11 protein-coding genes and 3 pseudogenes are annotated in these 15,174 nt (G+C 69.4%); 4 read left to right on the top strand and 10 right to left on the bottom strand.

Going from position 1 to position 15,174, the window contains the following annotated elements; all coding sequences use genetic code 11:
* Positions 1-2: 2 nt before the first annotated feature.
* The 3 genes from OV287_RS24745 to OV287_RS24735 all read right to left on the bottom strand — a co-directional run bounded on the left by OV287_RS24745 (position 3) and on the right by OV287_RS24735 (position 3,052).
* Positions 3-755, bottom strand: a complete 753-nt coding sequence (locus OV287_RS24745; protein WP_267536500.1) for a tRNA1(Val) (adenine(37)-N6)-methyltransferase — start codon at positions 753-755, stop codon at positions 3-5.
* Between the two features lie 50 nt (positions 756-805).
* Positions 806-1,951: a DUF1015 family protein gene (locus tag OV287_RS24740; RefSeq protein WP_267536499.1), complete on the bottom strand. Its 1,146-nt coding sequence runs from the start codon at positions 1,949-1,951 to the stop codon at positions 806-808.
* 66 nt (positions 1,952-2,017) lie between these two features.
* A complete protein-coding gene (locus OV287_RS24735; protein WP_267536498.1) occupies positions 2,018-3,052 on the bottom strand; it encodes a hypothetical protein in 1,035 nt (344 codons plus the stop codon).
* 239 nt (positions 3,053-3,291) lie between these two features.
* On the opposite strand from OV287_RS24735, the gene OV287_RS24730 reads away from it, so the two are divergent.
* A complete protein-coding gene (locus OV287_RS24730; protein ID WP_267536497.1) occupies positions 3,292-3,612 on the top strand; it encodes a polyhydroxyalkanoic acid system family protein in 321 nt (106 codons plus the stop codon).
* Between the two features lie 4 nt (positions 3,613-3,616).
* Here OV287_RS24730 and OV287_RS24725 read toward each other — a convergent pair whose 3' ends face one another.
* From OV287_RS24725 to OV287_RS24700, 6 genes and pseudogenes are all read right to left on the bottom strand, one after another.
* Positions 3,617-5,269, bottom strand: coding sequence for a CheR family methyltransferase (locus OV287_RS24725; protein ID WP_267536496.1), 1,653 nt, complete (start codon positions 5,267-5,269; stop codon positions 3,617-3,619).
* Positions 5,263-6,270 (bottom strand): chemotaxis protein CheB, encoded by a 1,008-nt coding sequence (locus OV287_RS24720; protein ID WP_267536495.1) that lies wholly within the window; start codon positions 6,268-6,270, stop codon positions 5,263-5,265. Before OV287_RS24720 ends, OV287_RS24725 begins: the two co-directional genes overlap by 7 nt.
* A 19-nt stretch (positions 6,271-6,289) precedes the next feature.
* Positions 6,290-8,574: pseudogene (locus tag OV287_RS24715) on the bottom strand (hybrid sensor histidine kinase/response regulator).
* A gap of 54 nt (positions 8,575-8,628) precedes the next feature.
* Complete coding sequence (locus OV287_RS24710) at positions 8,629-9,858, bottom strand: methyl-accepting chemotaxis protein (RefSeq protein ID WP_267536494.1); 1,230 nt, start codon at positions 9,856-9,858, stop codon at positions 8,629-8,631.
* Between the two features lie 5 nt (positions 9,859-9,863).
* The gene (locus tag OV287_RS24705; RefSeq protein WP_267536493.1) at positions 9,864-10,238 is read right to left on the bottom strand and encodes a Frizzy aggregation protein FrzB; all 375 of its coding nucleotides are present in this window, start codon (positions 10,236-10,238) and stop codon (positions 9,864-9,866) included.
* Entirely contained in the window at positions 10,235-10,717 is a 483-nt protein-coding gene (locus OV287_RS24700) for a chemotaxis protein CheW (RefSeq protein ID WP_267542412.1), read from the bottom strand. Before OV287_RS24700 ends, OV287_RS24705 begins: the two co-directional genes overlap by 4 nt.
* A gap of 142 nt (positions 10,718-10,859) precedes the next feature.
* On the opposite strand from OV287_RS24700, the pseudogene OV287_RS24695 reads away from it, so the two are divergent.
* Both OV287_RS24695 and OV287_RS24690 read left to right on the top strand, forming a co-directional pair.
* Positions 10,860-11,123 (top strand): annotated as a pseudogene (locus OV287_RS24695) (response regulator); the annotation flags it as partial.
* Between the two features lie 795 nt (positions 11,124-11,918).
* A pseudogene (locus OV287_RS24690) lies at positions 11,919-12,440 on the top strand (response regulator); the annotation flags it as partial.
* A 131-nt stretch (positions 12,441-12,571) separates the two neighbouring features.
* On the opposite strand, the gene OV287_RS24685 reads toward OV287_RS24690, so the two are convergent.
* Positions 12,572-13,879, bottom strand: a complete 1,308-nt coding sequence (locus OV287_RS24685; protein WP_267536492.1) for a radical SAM family protein — start codon at positions 13,877-13,879, stop codon at positions 12,572-12,574.
* Between the two features lie 159 nt (positions 13,880-14,038).
* On the opposite strand from OV287_RS24685, the gene ald reads away from it, so the two are divergent.
* Complete coding sequence (gene ald / locus OV287_RS24680) at positions 14,039-15,169, top strand: alanine dehydrogenase (protein WP_267536491.1); 1,131 nt, start codon at positions 14,039-14,041, stop codon at positions 15,167-15,169.
* The last annotated feature ends 5 nt before the right edge of the window (positions 15,170-15,174 follow it).

Here is a 15,174-nt window from a genome sequence, read left to right as displayed (position 1 = left end):
CCCTACTCCACCATCGCGCTGACTTCCCGGGAGAAGGCCTGCTCGTCATCGGCGTGGATGACGAGCGGGGGCAGCACGGTCAGCCCGGTGGGTGCGCCCTTCACGGCGTGCATCAACACCAGCTTCGCGGGGCGCCCCGCGCGGGAGTGCACCATGCGCGCGATCCTCGGCTCCAACTTCGTCGTGTGCAACACGGCCATCAGCTCGGACAGCCGCGAGGCCGGGTACACCACGCAGAAGCTGCCGCGGCTCCTCAGCAGATACGCCGCCGAACGCGCCACATCCTGGAGCTCGCAGGCGATCTCATGCCGCGCGAGCGCCTTCTCCATGTCCGTGCTGATCCTCCCCTGCTCCCGCGCCCGGTACGGCGGATTGCACAGCACGAAGGAGAAGCTGGCCTTCGGGAACAGCCGGTCCACGCAGCGCAGGTCTCCCCGGACCAGTGACACCTCGCGCTCGCAGCGGTTGAGGTGCACATTGCGCTCGGCCAGGGAGAACAGGCGCGGCTGGAGCTCCAGCCCGGTGATGCTCCCGCAGCCCAACCGCCGCGCCAGGATGAGCGGGATGATCCCGCAGCCCGTGCCCAGGTCCATCAGCCGGCCCCGCACCGCTCCTGCCTCGTAGACGGCGAAGTGCGCGAGCAGCACCGGATCCAACGTAAAGCGGTAGCCCCGGCGGCGTTGAAGCAACCTCACCTCGCCGCCACAGACAGAATCAAGCGTCTCTCCAGCCCCGGGCCGGAGCTCGAGAGGCATGCGCTGAGGCCACTCCAGCGCTTCTGTCAGCGGGGCGCCCACCCGCGCTCCTAGGCCTCCGGATCCAGGAACAGGAGCCCCGCGGGCGGCGCGGGCTCCACCCATAACGTCTTGGCCGGCAGGCACTGCGCCGCCTCCATCACCGCGCGCACCTCCCACAGCGGCGGTGGGTTGAGCGCGAAGCCCACCTGGAACGTCCCCCCGTGGACGCCTCGCACCAACGAGTCCAGCCCCTGCACCGCGAACACCTGCGGATGCCCCGGCTCCTCGGGATCCTTGATGCCCAGCACCGTGCGCAGCACCAGTGCGTTGAGCAGCGCCAGGTCCAGGCTGCGCAACGTCGGGCTGCGCGGCGCGGCCTTCAGGTGCGCCAGGTCCAGGCCCTGTCGGAAGCGGAGAATCTTCCCCCGCCCTCCGGGCAGCACCATCAGCACCGCGTGGTGTCCCCGCACCAACGTGGCCAGGCGTTCGTTCGCCAGGGCTACGCCCCGAGGCGTCGTCAGGGGCTCCTCCAGGTCATAGATGCGCGCGTACGCCCTCACGAGGGCGAAGAACGTCTCCTCCTCGAAGGTCTCCACTCCCTGGATGGCGCGGTGCACCGGCTCGAAGTGCAGCCCGGGATCTGACAGCGGCACGATGGCCGCCAGACTCGTCCTGCGCTCATCCAGCTCGGCCAGGGGGCGCAGGGGCGCCTCGTCGAGCACCGCCATGATGCGCCGGGCCAAGGGCGAGGGCTCGATGCGCCGCAGGGACACCGGCGCGTCCTCGAAGGTGCCCTGCCACACGGTGCTGCTGCGCTCGGCCGCCTCCGCCAGCAGGGCCCGGAGCACCCCATGGTCGTCCGCCGCCAGAGTGACGGTGGGCTCCACCTGGGCCGAGCGAGGCCGGTACGGCGCGTCCTCCAGCGGCTCGGCTGCGTCCGGCGCCAGACCACACAGGAGGAAGCGAACCGGAGGCCCTCCGAGCCGGCCCGCGGAGCTATACACCTCCGCCAGATACAGAGCGGGCCGGGTATCGCGCAGGACGGAGCCCGCCTCCCGCAACCGCCCTAGCTCCGCCGTGGGGTCCACCCGATCCAGCAGCGGGCGGATGAACGCGGACCTGGGCGGCGCGTTGAAGGGACAGCCATCGTCATCGGCCGCCAGGTGCGATTCGAGCGAAGGAAGCAGGGCTGAGAACGGAAGGACGCGCGCCATACCCCAAAAAATGGGGACTTGCCGTCCCACCCGCCACCGCGCCGTCTCGGCCGTCCAGCAGGCGAGCTACCACCAGACGCAGCGGTAGGCCTTGGAGCGCCCCGTGCTGCGCACGCCCATGCTGGGACGCTCGGCGGCCTCCTCCCAGAGGAGGCTCACGGTGGTGATGGCGGCCGCCGAGCCGAGGAAGGACAGCACGTACGGGGTGGGCTGATCGAACCCGCCGAGCACCAGCCCGGACAGCAACAGCACCACGCCACCCACGCCCACGCCGAAGAGATCGGCTCGGAGGATCTGCGCGGGGGTGGGGTTGTATTTCATCGTGGCCACCGCGAGCGCCGTCGCCCCGAGGGCCGGTGCCATGAGCAGCGAGTCCGCCCACGTCTGCCCGGAGATCTTCGTGCCGGAGAAGTGGACGATGGCCAGCAACAGCGCGCCGTAGATGAGGCCCCACCCTCCTCCCGAAGCCACCAACATGCCGTCATCGAGCGGGAGCTGGCCTCCAGCGATCGTCGCGGTGAGCCACGCGCCCAGCTCAGCGCCCAAGAAGGCGGCCCAGGCCAGTGCGCTCGCGTCCCGCGTGAGCATGTCCATGAAGCCGGCGGCGAACATCCCTCCCATGACGGAGTTGCCGATGCCGAAGTAGCCCATCGGCTTGTCGACCCAGTTGTAGAACTGCCACCACGCCGAGGAGCCGAAGCCAAGCCCCGCACCAATGAGCGTGCCGGCCAGCATGGCCTCGCGGGAGGAGCGCTCGAGGCTGAAGCCGTTGGCGATGCCCTGGGTAAAGAAGCCACCCAGCGCCCCCATGAGGGAGTGGTGCAGGATGAAGGTGAGGCTGCCCGGGCCTGAGAGGAATGCGCCGTAGCGCAGGTGGCCGTCGAGGATCGCCCCGTTGGTCTCGGGTTCCTGCGCAACGGGAGCGGCGGCGGGCGGAAGCTGTCCTTCTTCCTGGGTGAGCGGAGCCTGGGGCTCGGTGCGCAACGAGGCCGCGTCCGGAGGCTGCACGGGCGCATCGGAGGCGTATTGCGCGCGGGCGGCCCCGGGCATGGCGAGCACGAGGACGGCGGCGAGGGACAACCAACGGGTCAGCGAGGACACTCGAACCACTCCTTGTCCGGACTCGGCGGCATCAAACCCCAACACGTGGCCGATGCAGCGGGAATCGCACGGCTTCGGGGACGTCTGTCTCCTCCCGGAATTCAGTCTTGCCGTCCGGAGCCATGCAGCCGTGTCACAGCAATGTTGACTTCCGTGCTCGCGGCGGCGAGACCCAGGTTCCCCTCCCGCCTCTGCATCACTAGACCGGGCGGGTACATTCACGACCCCAGGAGCGCCATATGGGCACGATGAAGTTCGAGGTCCCCCACTCCCTCCCGAAGGACGAGGCCAGGAAGCGCGTCGAGCAGCTCCTCAAGTACTGGACGGAGAAGTACGGTGTGAAGGCCAACTGGTCCGGTGACGGAGCGAAGGTGATCGGCAAGGTGATGGGCATCAACCTGGATGCCAACTTCACCATCACCGAGGGCGCCATCCAGGGCGAGGGCACCGACCCCGGCATGCTGCTGCGCAGCCAGGCCAAGTCCTACCTGCAGAAGAAGTTCAGTGCCGCGCTCGACCCGAGCAAGAGCGGCATCGAAGACGACAAGGGCCTGGCGTAACGGGCTACAGCAGCGGGCCCTCCTCCAGCGCGGCGAGCGCATAACGCGCCGCGCGGGAGATGGCCTCGGCCGAGTCCGGCAGCTCCGGATAGTGGCCGGCCAACGGGCGCTGGGGGAAGCGCAGCTGCGAGATGGCGTTGCGGTAGTGACGCCGCGCCGCCTCGGGCTCCTTCAACCGCTCGTGCACCTGCGCCATCAGGTAGTGCCCGATGGCCAGCGAGGGCTCCAGGAAGAGCGCCTTGCCGAGCTCCGTGCGGGCCTCGGCGAGCTCTCCGGCCTGCAACTCGGCCAGTCCGCCGAACACCCGCGCCTCCACGCACAGCGGCTCGCGGTTGATGGCCTGCGCGAAGGCCTCGCGCGCGTCCACGATGCGTCCCGTCAGCGAGTAGAGGTTGCCCACGGTGAGCAGCGCGTCCAGGTGGCCCGGCTCATCCGTCAGGAGCTGCTCCACGGTAGACACCGCGGATACGAAGTCGCCGCGCTCGATCATCCGCACGGCGGCGTTCAGCCGCTCGCCCGGAGACAGCATCAACGACCACGCGGGCAGTTCCCCTGTCGTGCGGGGGCGGGACCCCTCGGAGCCTACGGCGGAAACCTCGAGTGACTTCCGGGGTGACTCGGAGGCCGAGGGGTTCGCCACCTGGGAAGCCTCGGGGCCTTTAGCCGTGGGCAACTCCACCGTCCTGCGCGGTGCCGAGCCTCCCGAGGACACTGCGGGCACCTTGGTAGAGGCATCCAGCGTCGTCTTGAGGGCCCGGGTGGATGGCAGCACCGAGGGTGTGGACACCGTGTGCCGCGTACCCCCGGCGGTGATTGAAGTGCGCGGCGCCAGCGGCTTCACGGGCCGCCGGTAGACGAACGCCCCTTCCACCTCCACCATCTCGAAGCGGTCGTAGACCTTGAAGAGGCTCTCCGAGTAGCCCAGCAGCAGCAGAGCCCCGGGCCGCAGCGCCGCGAGGAAGCGGTCCATCAGCGCGCGGATGGTGGGCAGATCAAAGTAGATGATGACGTTGCGGCAGAGGATGAGATCCAGCGACTCCGGCTTGACCTTCTCGAAGACGGGAACGGCGAGGTTCTGCCCGTCGAAGCGGACGTAGTCCTTGAGCGAGGAGACGATCTCGTACCCGTCGTCCACCGGCCGGAAGAAGCGCGTGCGGCGATCACTCTGCATGCCGGCCACGCGACGTCCCGAGAAGCGCCCCTGCCGCGCGGCCTCCACCGCGGCGAGATTCAGGTCGGTGGCCCACAGGTCCACCTCGATGGGGAGCGCGCCCTGCTCAGCCAGCACCATGGCCAGGCTGTAGGGCTCCTCGCCGGTGGCACAGCCCGCGGACCAGATGGAGATCCGGCGGTTCTCCCGCCTCGCCCGCCACAGCGCGTCCGGGAGGATGCGGCTCTCCAGCGCCCGGAACTGCTTGGGATCGCGGAAGAACTCCGTGTGTCCCACCGTGACGAGCGGCAACAGCGAGCGCAGCTCGTCCTCCGCCGTGCGGAGCATCCTCACGTACTCCTCGGCATTGACGATCCCCACCGCGGGCATGCGCGTGGACAGCGCCAGCCGGAGGCTGTGGTAGCCGTCGGGAGTGATCTTCAGCCCTGCCCGCTCCAGCAGGAGAGAAGAGAGCTGCTGCAGGGCCTTGGAGGTCACTGTCAGCATGTCTGCACCCACTGGATGAGGGTTGGTCCAATTTGTTCGAGCGGCAGAATTTCCTCAGCGGCACCGAGCCGCACGGCCTCCTTGGGCATGCCGTACACGGCGCAGCTCGCCTTGTCTTGGGCAATGGTGCGCCCGCCGCGCTCGCGGATCTCCTTGAGTCCGCGGGCGCCGTCGCGCCCCATGCCGGTGAGAATGACCCCCATCACACGCGTGCCGAAGGACTCCGCCGCCGACGTCAGCAGCACGTCACACGAGGGCCGGAAGCCGCGCACGGGAGGGCTGGTATCCAATACCAGCCGGCCCTTGGAGCGCACCACCAGGTGCGAGCCCGAGCGGGCGATGTAGACATTACCGGGCGCCATCTCCTCGCCGTCGGAGGCCTCCACTACCCGCAGCGGAGACTCGGAGCCGAGCCACTGGGCCAGGCCCTCGGTGAAGCCGTGGCTGATGTGCTGGCAGATGCATACGGGCGCGGGGAAGTCCTTGGGCAACATCTTCAGCACCACGGAGAGGGCCTTGGGCCCGCCGAGCGACGAGGCGATGGCTACCAGCGGATACGGCGCCTCGGTGGGCGCGGGGCGCACGTTGGGCTTCTGGACCTGCACGGGGCGCGACACACGCACCTCGGCGAGCAGCATCAACTTGCGGCCCACCGTCTGCCAGAAGTCGGTGCCGGGCTCGGCCGGCCGATCCACCACGTCCACGGCCCCGAAGGCGAGCGCCTGGAAGGCCTCCGCCCCGGAGAGCACGCCCGGGTGGAGCGCGAGCACCGGCACGGGCCGCTCCGCCATCACCCGCTCAATGGCCTTGAGGGCCTCCTGACCGGACAGGTCCACCACGACCACGTCCGGGTGCAGGCGCTGGACGCCTTCGAGGGCCTCGGAGAACTCGAGGACGTTGCCGGCCGGGGCGAGCACCACCCCGTCGAACAACCCCCGCGACGCTCCCCGGAGCACCTCGCCCACGAGCAACACTCGGTATGCGGACGCGCCGACGTCCAAGCTTCCCCCTAGCCTCGCATCAGGTCAGACGATCGATGGTCTGAGCCAGGCTCTCCACGCCCAACTCACCCTTGACCAGGTACGCATCCGCGCCTGCTTCGGCACCGCGCCGCCTGTCCTCCGGCGATGCGAGCGAAGACAGGATGATGACCGGGACGCGAGCCAGTCCCGCGGTGGACTTGAGCCGCCGCGTGAGCGAGAACCCATCCAGCCGGGGCATCTGCACGTCCGAGAGGATGAGATCGTACGCCTGGGACTGGGCCTTGAGGTAGCCCTCCTCGCCGTCCTGGGCCTCGTCCACGGTGTGCCCCAGCGCCTTGACGAGCGCGGACTCGGTGGCTCGCGCGATGGGCGAGTCGTCCACCAGCAGCACTCGCAGACGCTTGGCGGACTGGCCCTGGGTGACGGGCCGCGCCACGCGGCGCACCTCCGTCATGATGTCCGGCACGTGCAGGAGCACGGCGATGCGGCCGTCCTCCAGCGCGGCCGTGCCGGCGATGAAGGCGGCGCCCTTGAGGAACTCGCCTCCACAGGGCTTCACCGCCACCTCGCGCTCATCCACGAAGCCGTCCACCACCAGGGCGGCCAGGTCGTCGCCGTGACGCACCACCACGGCGGGCGGCTTGTCGAAGCGGTTGCCACCGTTGACACCCAGCAGCGGCCCCAGACCCACCAGCGCGGTGGGCTTGCCCCGGTGCTTCACCGCCAGGGTGCCGAAGACCTCCATCCGGTCCTCGGGCTTCACACGCATCACCGCCACCACGTCGGCAGCGGGCATGCCGTAGACGTCGTCACCCAGGCGCACCAGCAGCACCTTCATCAACGCCAGCGACTGCGGCAGGCGCAAGGTGATGGCGCTGCCACGGCCCAGGCGGCTGACGATGCCCACCGAGCCGCCCAGCGACTCCACCTTCTTCTTGACGACGTCCATGCCCACGCCGCGGCCGGAGATGTCGGTGATCTCCTGGCGGGTGGAGAAGCCAGCGCGGAAGACGAGCTCGATGGCCTCGCGCTCGGAGAGGGCGGCGGCCTGGGACTCGGTCAGCAGCCCCTTGCGCACGGCCACTTCCCGCAGCTTCTGCGGGTCCATACCGCGGCCGTCGTCATCCACCTCGATGCTGAGCATGTCGCCGTCGGCACGCACGCGGATGCGCAGCCGGCCCGCGGAGGGCTTGCCGAGCATGCGGCGATCGTCGGGTGTCTCCAGACCGTGGTCCACGCCGTTGCGCAGCAGGTGCACCAGGGCGTCGCGCACGTCGGCCAGCATCGAGCGATCCACACCCAGGTCGGCGTTCTCGATGACGAGATCCACCTCCTTCCCCTGGGCCCGGGCGATGTCGCGCACGGCACGCGGGAAGGCGTCGAAGACGGTGGACAGCGGCACGAGGCGCGCCTCGGCCACGTGGTCCGCCATCATCGACAGGTTGCCGTGCAGCGTCTCGATGCCATCCCCATTGCGGCGCACGAAGCGGAACGCGTCGTCGCGCAGCATGTGCAGGTCGCCCTCGATGCGCTCGAGGTCGTTGCGCAGCACGTTGGGGACATCCAGATGTCGGCCAGCCTGAGGAAGCGGTCACCCAGGCGTGAGAAGCGCTGGAGCAGCGCCTCGGCCTCGGCCGCGCGCAGACGGCCACGCGCGCTCTCCACCAGGAGGTCTCCCGCGAGCAGTCCGAGCGAGTCGAGCACCTCGACGTTCACGCGGATGCTGCGATCGGCCAGCGCCTTGTGGGAGTGACCCTCCTCGTGGGCGTGCTCGGCCTTGGCGGCGCGCGGGGGCGGAGCAGACACCGCCGCGGCCGGAGGAGGCACGTAGACGGGCTCCGCGTGCTCCTCGATGGTGGCCTCCACCACGGGAACCGCGGGCACCGCCGGGATGGAGGTGCGCGAGGGAGCCTTGACGCCCCCGATGGGCGGAGGCGCGTGCCCGGAAGCCGCGGCAAGCGCCTCGACCATCTCCTGCGAGGACGGGGTGCCCGACTGCGCGCCCTCGTTGTCCTCCAGAAGGTCCGAGATGATGTCGCACGCCCGCAACAGGAGGTCCGTCGCCACCTCGGTGGCCGCCCTCCCGTCTCGCTCGGCGCGCAGCACGTCCTCGGCCGCATGTGCCAACTGGCCGATGGCGGCCAGGCCCAGCATGCGGGCCTCGCCCTTCATCGTGTGCAGCTCGCGCGCGACCTCGTCCGCCGCCTGATCCGCGGTGGGCTTCTCGAGATCGAGAATACCCAGCTGGATCTTCTGGAGACGGTCTGCGCTGACCTCCTGGAACTTCGACAGGAGGGATCTCTTGAGGGACTCGGTGTCCATGACCAGAGGGCGTCAGGACGGAAATCCGCCCCGAGTGCCCCTCCCGCTCCTGACTTAGTCGGCCTTGAAACGCTTGATGAGCTCCGCCAGACGGCCAGCGAGCTGCGTGAGCTCGGCGGCGGCACCCGTGGCCTGCTTGGAGGCCTGAGTAGTCTGACGCGTCACGTCCTCGATCTCCGCCATGGAGGCAACCACCTGCTCGGTGGCGGTGCGCTGCTGCTGGGTGGCGAGGTTGATGACGCGGGCAGCGTCACTCGTCTCCTGCACGCCAGCGAGGATGCCCTCGACGGCCTGCGCAGCCACCGCGCCCAGCTTCTCACCGGACTCCGTGGCCTCCTTGGAGGCATCCGCGGCGCTGCCAGCGGCGGCCGTGGCCTCGCGGATCTCGGTGATCAGGTTCTTGATCTCCTTGGTGGACTCCATGACGTTCTCCGCCAGGCGGCGCATTTCGGCCGCGACGATGGAGAAGCCCTTGCCCGCCTCACCGGCGCGGCTGCCCTCGAGGGCCGCGTTGAGCGCGAGCAGGTCCGAGCGGTCGGCGATCTCGTCGATGACCTCGACGACGGTGCCGATGCGCTCCACGCGCTTGGACAGCTTGGTGATGGAGTCGGCCACGGCGACGCCGTCGCTGCGGATCTGCTGCATGGCCTGGATGAACTCGCCGATGGCGCCCCGGCCCGCGCGAGCGGCACCCAGGGTCTCCTCGGCCACGCGCGCCACGCTGCCGGCGTTCTCGGCGATCTGCGCCGAGGCGTGCTTCAGCTCTTCCATCGTGGCCGTGGTCTCGTGAATGGCCGCGGCCTGCTCGGTGGAGCTCGTCTCGTGCTGCGTGGACGCGGCGAGCACCTGGTTGGCGGACGAGGACAGGCGCAGGGCCGCCTCGTTGATCTCCCGCACGAAGGTGCGCAGCGTCTCGATCACCTTGCCGAAACCCTCGAGCAGGGGCCCGAGCTGGGCGTCCTCGGTGGAGGTGTTCCACTGGGACAGGTCGCCCTCACGCACCAGGGTGATGAGCGCGTCGATGGCCTGATCGATCTCCTGGGCGGCCACCTGCTTGCGGCGCTCGGCGGAGGCGTGGCGATCCAGCAGCTGGTTGAAGAGCTGGGCCAGGTCGGCGGCATCATCCTCCAGGGCGTTCTTGGGAACGCGCGCCTCGAGGTTGCCCGCCAGCACCGCGATCACGGTGTCGGTGAGGGGCTTGAGGGAGCCGGCCTTCTTGGAGCGAGGGGCGGGAGCAGCGCCCTCCGTCGGGACAACTTCGTTCTTCGTGTCAGCGGGGGACATTGCCTTCAGTGCCTTCCTTGAGCATTCAAGGTTTCAACAAGATCGATGAGCATCACGGGGCGTTCCTGGTCCAGGAACACACCGACTGCGTAGGACGCGGCGCCAGCCACGATGGGCAGCCGCCGCAGCTCCACGATGGGGACGGGGCGCACGCCTCGGATGGCGTCCACCTTCAGGTGGCCCTCCCCCTCGGGGGTCTCGAAGACGAGCGCACGGCCACCACGCTTGAGCGAGCCGAGCCCCGCCACCTCGAGATCGTCGGGGTGGGAGCGGTCGATGCGCAGCACCTGCTGGGCATCGGTGCCGTAGACGACACCGCCGACCTCGAAGAAGAGGAGGTCGACCTCGTTCACCGCTGGCGCGTGATCGTCGTAGATCATCGCACCACCGCCCGCTGCCGGGCGCTCTGGAGCAGCTTGGTGAAGTTGACGAGCGCGATGGCGTCCTGGGGCGAGTTGCCGCCATAGACGCCGAGCAAGTGCTCGACGGCCGCATCCCCACCCAGAGGAGGAGGAAGGATGTCGGCCACGGGAATGCGCCGCAGCCCGAGCACCGCATCCGCCACCACACCGACGCGGTAGTTGCCGCTGGTGCCGATGAAGAGCCGGGTCCTGGCCCCGACGCGGGCCTCCCCCTTGCCAAGGAAGCGCAGGAGATCCATCACAGGGAGTACCTCGCCGCGATGGCCGGTAACACCCAAGAGGAAGGATGGGGTTCGGGGAAGGGGCGTGAGGAGCCCAGTGCGGATAACCTCGAGGACATTCTCACTGGGAACCGCGAGGCGGAGCTCACCCGCGCGGAAACAGAAGAATTCCTGCTCCGGCCGGGCCTGGCCTGCAACGGCTCGGTCGGGCGCCATCCGCAGCGCACGCTGAAGGGGAGTGTTGGTCAAGGCGCCAAAGTATCCGGAGGCTAGCGAAGAGGGTCAAGGGTGGACCGAATCACATGGTCCGGGCCCACTCAACGGTGTAGGGTAACGGCAGTATTCCTTGAGGAGGCAGATGTCTCGCGTACTGGTCATCGATGATAGCCCGATGCTGGTGGAACTGACGGTCCGGGCACTCGCCGCCTCTGGCTACCATGCCACTGGGGCGACCGACCTGGCGAGCCTCGACCAGAAGCTCACCGAGGGGCCGTTCGCGCTCATCCTCATGGACGTGAACATGCCGGAGATGTTCGGCGATGACGTCGTCGAGTACCTCCGCACCCAGAAGAAGGTCACCTCCAAGCTGGTCCTCTACTCGGACATCTCCGAGGAGGAGCTCGCGGCCAAGACCCGGAACTCGGGCGCGGATGGCTACATCCTCAAAGGCGGCGGCCTGGAGGCGGTCATCAGCGGCATCATGCGCATTCTGGGCGCTCCCACCGCAAGTGCGGCAGCTCCCGCACGGCCAGCAACAGCTCCGGCGGCCCCGAGTGCCCGCCCCACGGGGACTGCGGCGTCCCCCCGCCCGCCCGCTGTGGCTCCGGCAACCCGTCCCCCCGCCACCGCGGCAGGCCCCCGGCCCACCAGTCCCGGCGTGCCTCAGGCGAATGTCGCCGCCCCGCCGCGAGTGGCTCCTGCAGCGGCCCCAGGTCAGGCGCCCGGACCCCGCGCCCCCGTCGCGGGACAGGTAGCTCAGCCCCGTCCGGTAGCTCAGGCCCCCGCGGGGGCGCACCCTGCTCCGGCGATGGGAACCGCTCCTCATGCTCCGGCCGCTCCGCGCGCCCCCGTCGCGGGACAGGTGGCCCAGCCCCGTCCGGTGGCTCCAGCTCCGGCGGGAGCCCACCCCGCCCCAGCGGCAGGAGCCCATCCGGCACCGGCCGCTCCGCGCGCGCCTGTCGCGGGACAGGTGGCTCAGCCCCGTCCGCTGGCGCAGGCGCCCGTGGCGGGAGCACACCCCACTCCGGCAGTTCCTCGCACCACCGCTCCGGCCACGGCACAGGTGGCTACTCCGGGGACGGCGCCCGCAAGGCCCGTGGCTCCCGCGGCGGCGCATCCCACGGCTCCAGCGCCCCAGGCCACCCCGGCACCGGTCGCTGCACGCGGCCCAACTCCAGTTCCCGTAGCGCCTCAGGCGGCTGCGCCTGCCCAGACTCCCGCGACACCCCCTGCCTCGGTGGCCCCTCCGGCTCCGGCAGCCCCCTCCCCTGCCGCTGCGCCTGCTCCGGCCGCGACGGGGGGCTTCCCCTCGGCCGCGAAGATGGCGGCGGCCGCTGGAAGGAAGCCTCGCATCCTCATCGTCGACGACAGCGAGATGACGGCGCGCATCATCGAAGCGGACCTGGTCACCAAGGGCTTCGAGGTGCACATCGCCGACTCGGCGGACAAGGCGACGAAGATCATCCTGAAGAAGCAGACGCGTCCGGACCTGGTCCTGCTGGATGTGCGCATGCCCAACGTGAACGGCGAGCAGTTCTGCCGCTTCATCAAGAGCAACAGCCTCTTCAAGGGCATCAAGGTGCTGCTGTGCTCCGGCGAGAACGTGGAGGAGCTGCAGCGCATCTGCCGCGAGGCCGGCGCCGACGGCTACGTGCCGAAGGACGCCGTGCTGGGCAATCTGGTGGCGAAGGAGCTCAACCCCAGCACCACGCAGGAGTAGCCCTCGCTCAAGCGGGGGCACTTCTCCGACTGGCACCTCCCCCGGCTCCAGCCAGGAGGAAGTGTTCACTGGACAACCACATCCGCTCCCCTCTCCCAGCCCGGGAGGGGGAGGCCTGGCCCACCCCAGTGTTACCGCCTGGCGCTGGCCGCGTTCTCCCGCTCGTCGAGCCCGCGCGCGAAGTTGCCGATGATCAGCCCCGGCCGGGCCGCCTTGAGCCGGCGCAGCAGGGTGCGGATGCCCTGGGGCTCTCCACCCGGGCCCTTGTCGCGAGCCACCTCCAGGTACTGGATGGGATCGATGCACAGTGAGCGCGTCTGCACCTGATCCACCTTGTACTTCTTCACCAGCCGCTCCAGGGCCTTCACCTCGCCCTCGCGATCGGTGACGCCCGGGAAGAGCAGCAGGTTGAGCGCCAGGTACGCACCGCGCTCACGCGCCAGGGCGATGGACGCCTCCACATCCTCCCAGCCGTACTTCACCGGCTTGTAGTAGGCCTCGTAGAGCTCCTTCGACGCCGAGTTGAGTGACACCCGGATGGCGTCCAGCCCCGCGTCGAAGAGCGCCTCGAGGCCCTTGGTGAGGCTCGCGTTGGTGTTGATGTTGATGGAGCCGCGCGAAGTGCGCTCGCGCATGTAGCGGATGGCCTCGGCGATGAACTTCCACCGGGTGAGCGGCTCGCCCTCGCAGCCCTGGCCGAAGCTGACCATGGTGCGGCCCGGAGCGTGCTCCAGGTGGTACAGGCCGATCTGTCCCATCTCCTCGCCCGTGGGCCCGTCATTCATGCGCTCGTGCGAGGCGGGAGGCCCATCCGCCGGCTGATCCGAGATGCACCCCACGCAACGCGCGTTGCACATCACCGAGGCGGGGATGGCGCCCTCGTCGCGCACGTAGAAGACGTTCTGCGAGGTGAAGCACCGGTACAGCATCGCGCACGTGGTGAGCTGCTTGAGCACGCGGTTGCCCGGAAAGCGCGCCAGGTGCGCGTCCACGATCTTCTTCAGCTCGGGCGTGGAGTACTTCTCCGGATCCCAGTGCGAGCGCGTGTCGGTGTGGATGGCCCAAGCCACCGGACCGTCCTTGCCCCAGGCCGCGGCGGTATAGGCCCACTGCGGAAGCACCGGGCCCTCTGCCTTCACCTCGCCGGGCAGGAACGTCCGCGTGTAGCCCGGAGGCAACAGGGCGCCCACCGCGTTGGGCACGAAGGTCTTCCCGTTCATCTTGATCTCGCGGACCAGCTCCAACTCGCCCGTCTCGGGATCGATCCCCACGGGGAGCCGGCCCGGCAGGTGGACGAGCCGGCCAGCGGACGGCAGGGGGATGGGCTTGTCCTGCGGGGGAACGAGCTCCTCCCCGCTGCGCAGGGTAGCCACCAGATAGGGATGCTCCATCACCCGTCCCTTCGGGTCCGCGAACAACAGCTTCGGTGCCAAAGTCATGACCTCGTTAACTATCACTGCCGGGCGCGCCTTTCGACGCACTGCGCATTCACGAGCCGTACGGCTCCTTGCCGGAGCGCGTCTTGACTCCCCCAGGGCCCCTGCCTAGGGTCCGCCCGCTTTTCGTCCCTTATTGCGGACAATTCGGAGGCATCTCAAGTGATCGTCGGAGTTCCCAAGGAGATCAAGACCCGCGAGTACCGTGTTGGCATGGTTCCGGCGGGCGTTCGCGCTCTCACCAGCGCGGGCCACACGGTTCTTGTCGAGACGAACGCCGGTGTCGGCTCTGGCATCCCCGACTCGGAATATCAGCGCGTCGGTGCGCAGATCGTCCAGAGCGCGGACGAGGTCTGGAAGCGCGCCGAGATGATCGTCAAGGTGAAGGAGCCCATCGCGCCCGAGTACGAGCGCATCCAGGACGGGCAGATCATCTACACCTACTTCCACCTGGCCGGCGTGGACCCCGAGCTCACGCGCACCCTGGTGAAGAAGAAGGCCTCGGCGGTGGCGTACGAGACCATCCAGCTGGATGACGGCTCGCTGCCGCTGCTCAAGCCCATGTCCGAGGTGGCCGGCAAGATGGCCATCCAGGTCGGCGCCGCGTGCCTGGAGAAGGCGCACGGTGGCAAGGGCATCCTCCTGGGTGGCGTGCCCGGCGTGCGCCGCGGCCGCGTCACCATCATCGGCGGTGGCGTGGTGGGCACCTGCGCGGCCAAGGTCGCCGTCGGCATGGGCGCCGAGGTCACCATCATCGACATCAACCTGGACCGCCTCACCTACCTGGATGACGTGTTCCTCGGCCGCGTGGCCACCCTGGCCTCGGACACCGAGAGCATCGCCAAGAGCGTGCGCGAGGCGGACCTCGTCGTCGGCGGCGTGCTCATCCCCGGCGCGGCCGCGCCCAAGCTCGTCTCCGAGGCCCTCGTGGCCGAGATGAGCCCCGGCTCCGTGGTGGTGGACGTGGCGGTGGACCAGGGCGGCTGCATCGAGACCTGCGTCCCCACCACTCACGACAACCCCACCTTCGTGAAGCACGGCGTGGTGCACTACTGCGTGGCCAACATGCCCGGCGCGGTGCCCCAGACGTCCACCTTCGCCCTCACCAACACCACCCGGCCGTACGCCCGGAAGATCGCCGACCTCGGCCTCGTCGAGGCCGTCAAGGCGGACAAGGCCCTGGCCCGCGGCCTCAACACCTACAACGGCAACGTCACCTACGAGGCCGTCGCCAAGGACCTGGGCTACAAGTACCTGTCCATCTTCGACGCCATCGGCGCCAAGGCCCGGTAGTCGCT

Source organism: Archangium lansingense (assembly GCF_026626635.1).
Classification (GTDB): domain Bacteria; phylum Myxococcota; class Myxococcia; order Myxococcales; family Myxococcaceae; genus Archangium; species Archangium lansingense.
The sequence above is the reverse complement of the archived record's forward strand: the minus strand, read 5'-3'. Positions and strand labels throughout refer to the sequence as shown.

Coding starts and splice junctions, on each gene's coding strand:
- OV287_RS24745 (WP_267536500.1), bottom strand. CDS start 755: ATGCCTCTCGAGCTCCGGCCCGGGGCTGGAGAGACGCTTGATTCTGTC.
- OV287_RS24740 (WP_267536499.1), bottom strand. CDS start 1,951: ATGGCGCGCGTCCTTCCGTTCTCAGCCCTGCTTCCTTCGCTCGAATCG.
- OV287_RS24730 (WP_267536497.1), top strand. CDS start 3,292: ATGGGCACGATGAAGTTCGAGGTCCCCCACTCCCTCCCGAAGGACGAG.
- OV287_RS24725 (WP_267536496.1), bottom strand. CDS start 5,269: ATGCTGACAGTGACCTCCAAGGCCCTGCAGCAGCTCTCTTCTCTCCTG.
- OV287_RS24710 (WP_267536494.1), bottom strand. CDS start 9,858: ATGTCCCCCGCTGACACGAAGAACGAAGTTGTCCCGACGGAGGGCGCT.
- OV287_RS24705 (WP_267536493.1), bottom strand. CDS start 10,238: ATGATCTACGACGATCACGCGCCAGCGGTGAACGAGGTCGACCTCCTC.
- OV287_RS24700 (WP_267542412.1), bottom strand. CDS start 10,717: ATGGCGCCCGACCGAGCCGTTGCAGGCCAGGCCCGGCCGGAGCAGGAA.
- OV287_RS24685 (WP_267536492.1), bottom strand. CDS start 13,879: ATGACTTTGGCACCGAAGCTGTTGTTCGCGGACCCGAAGGGACGGGTG.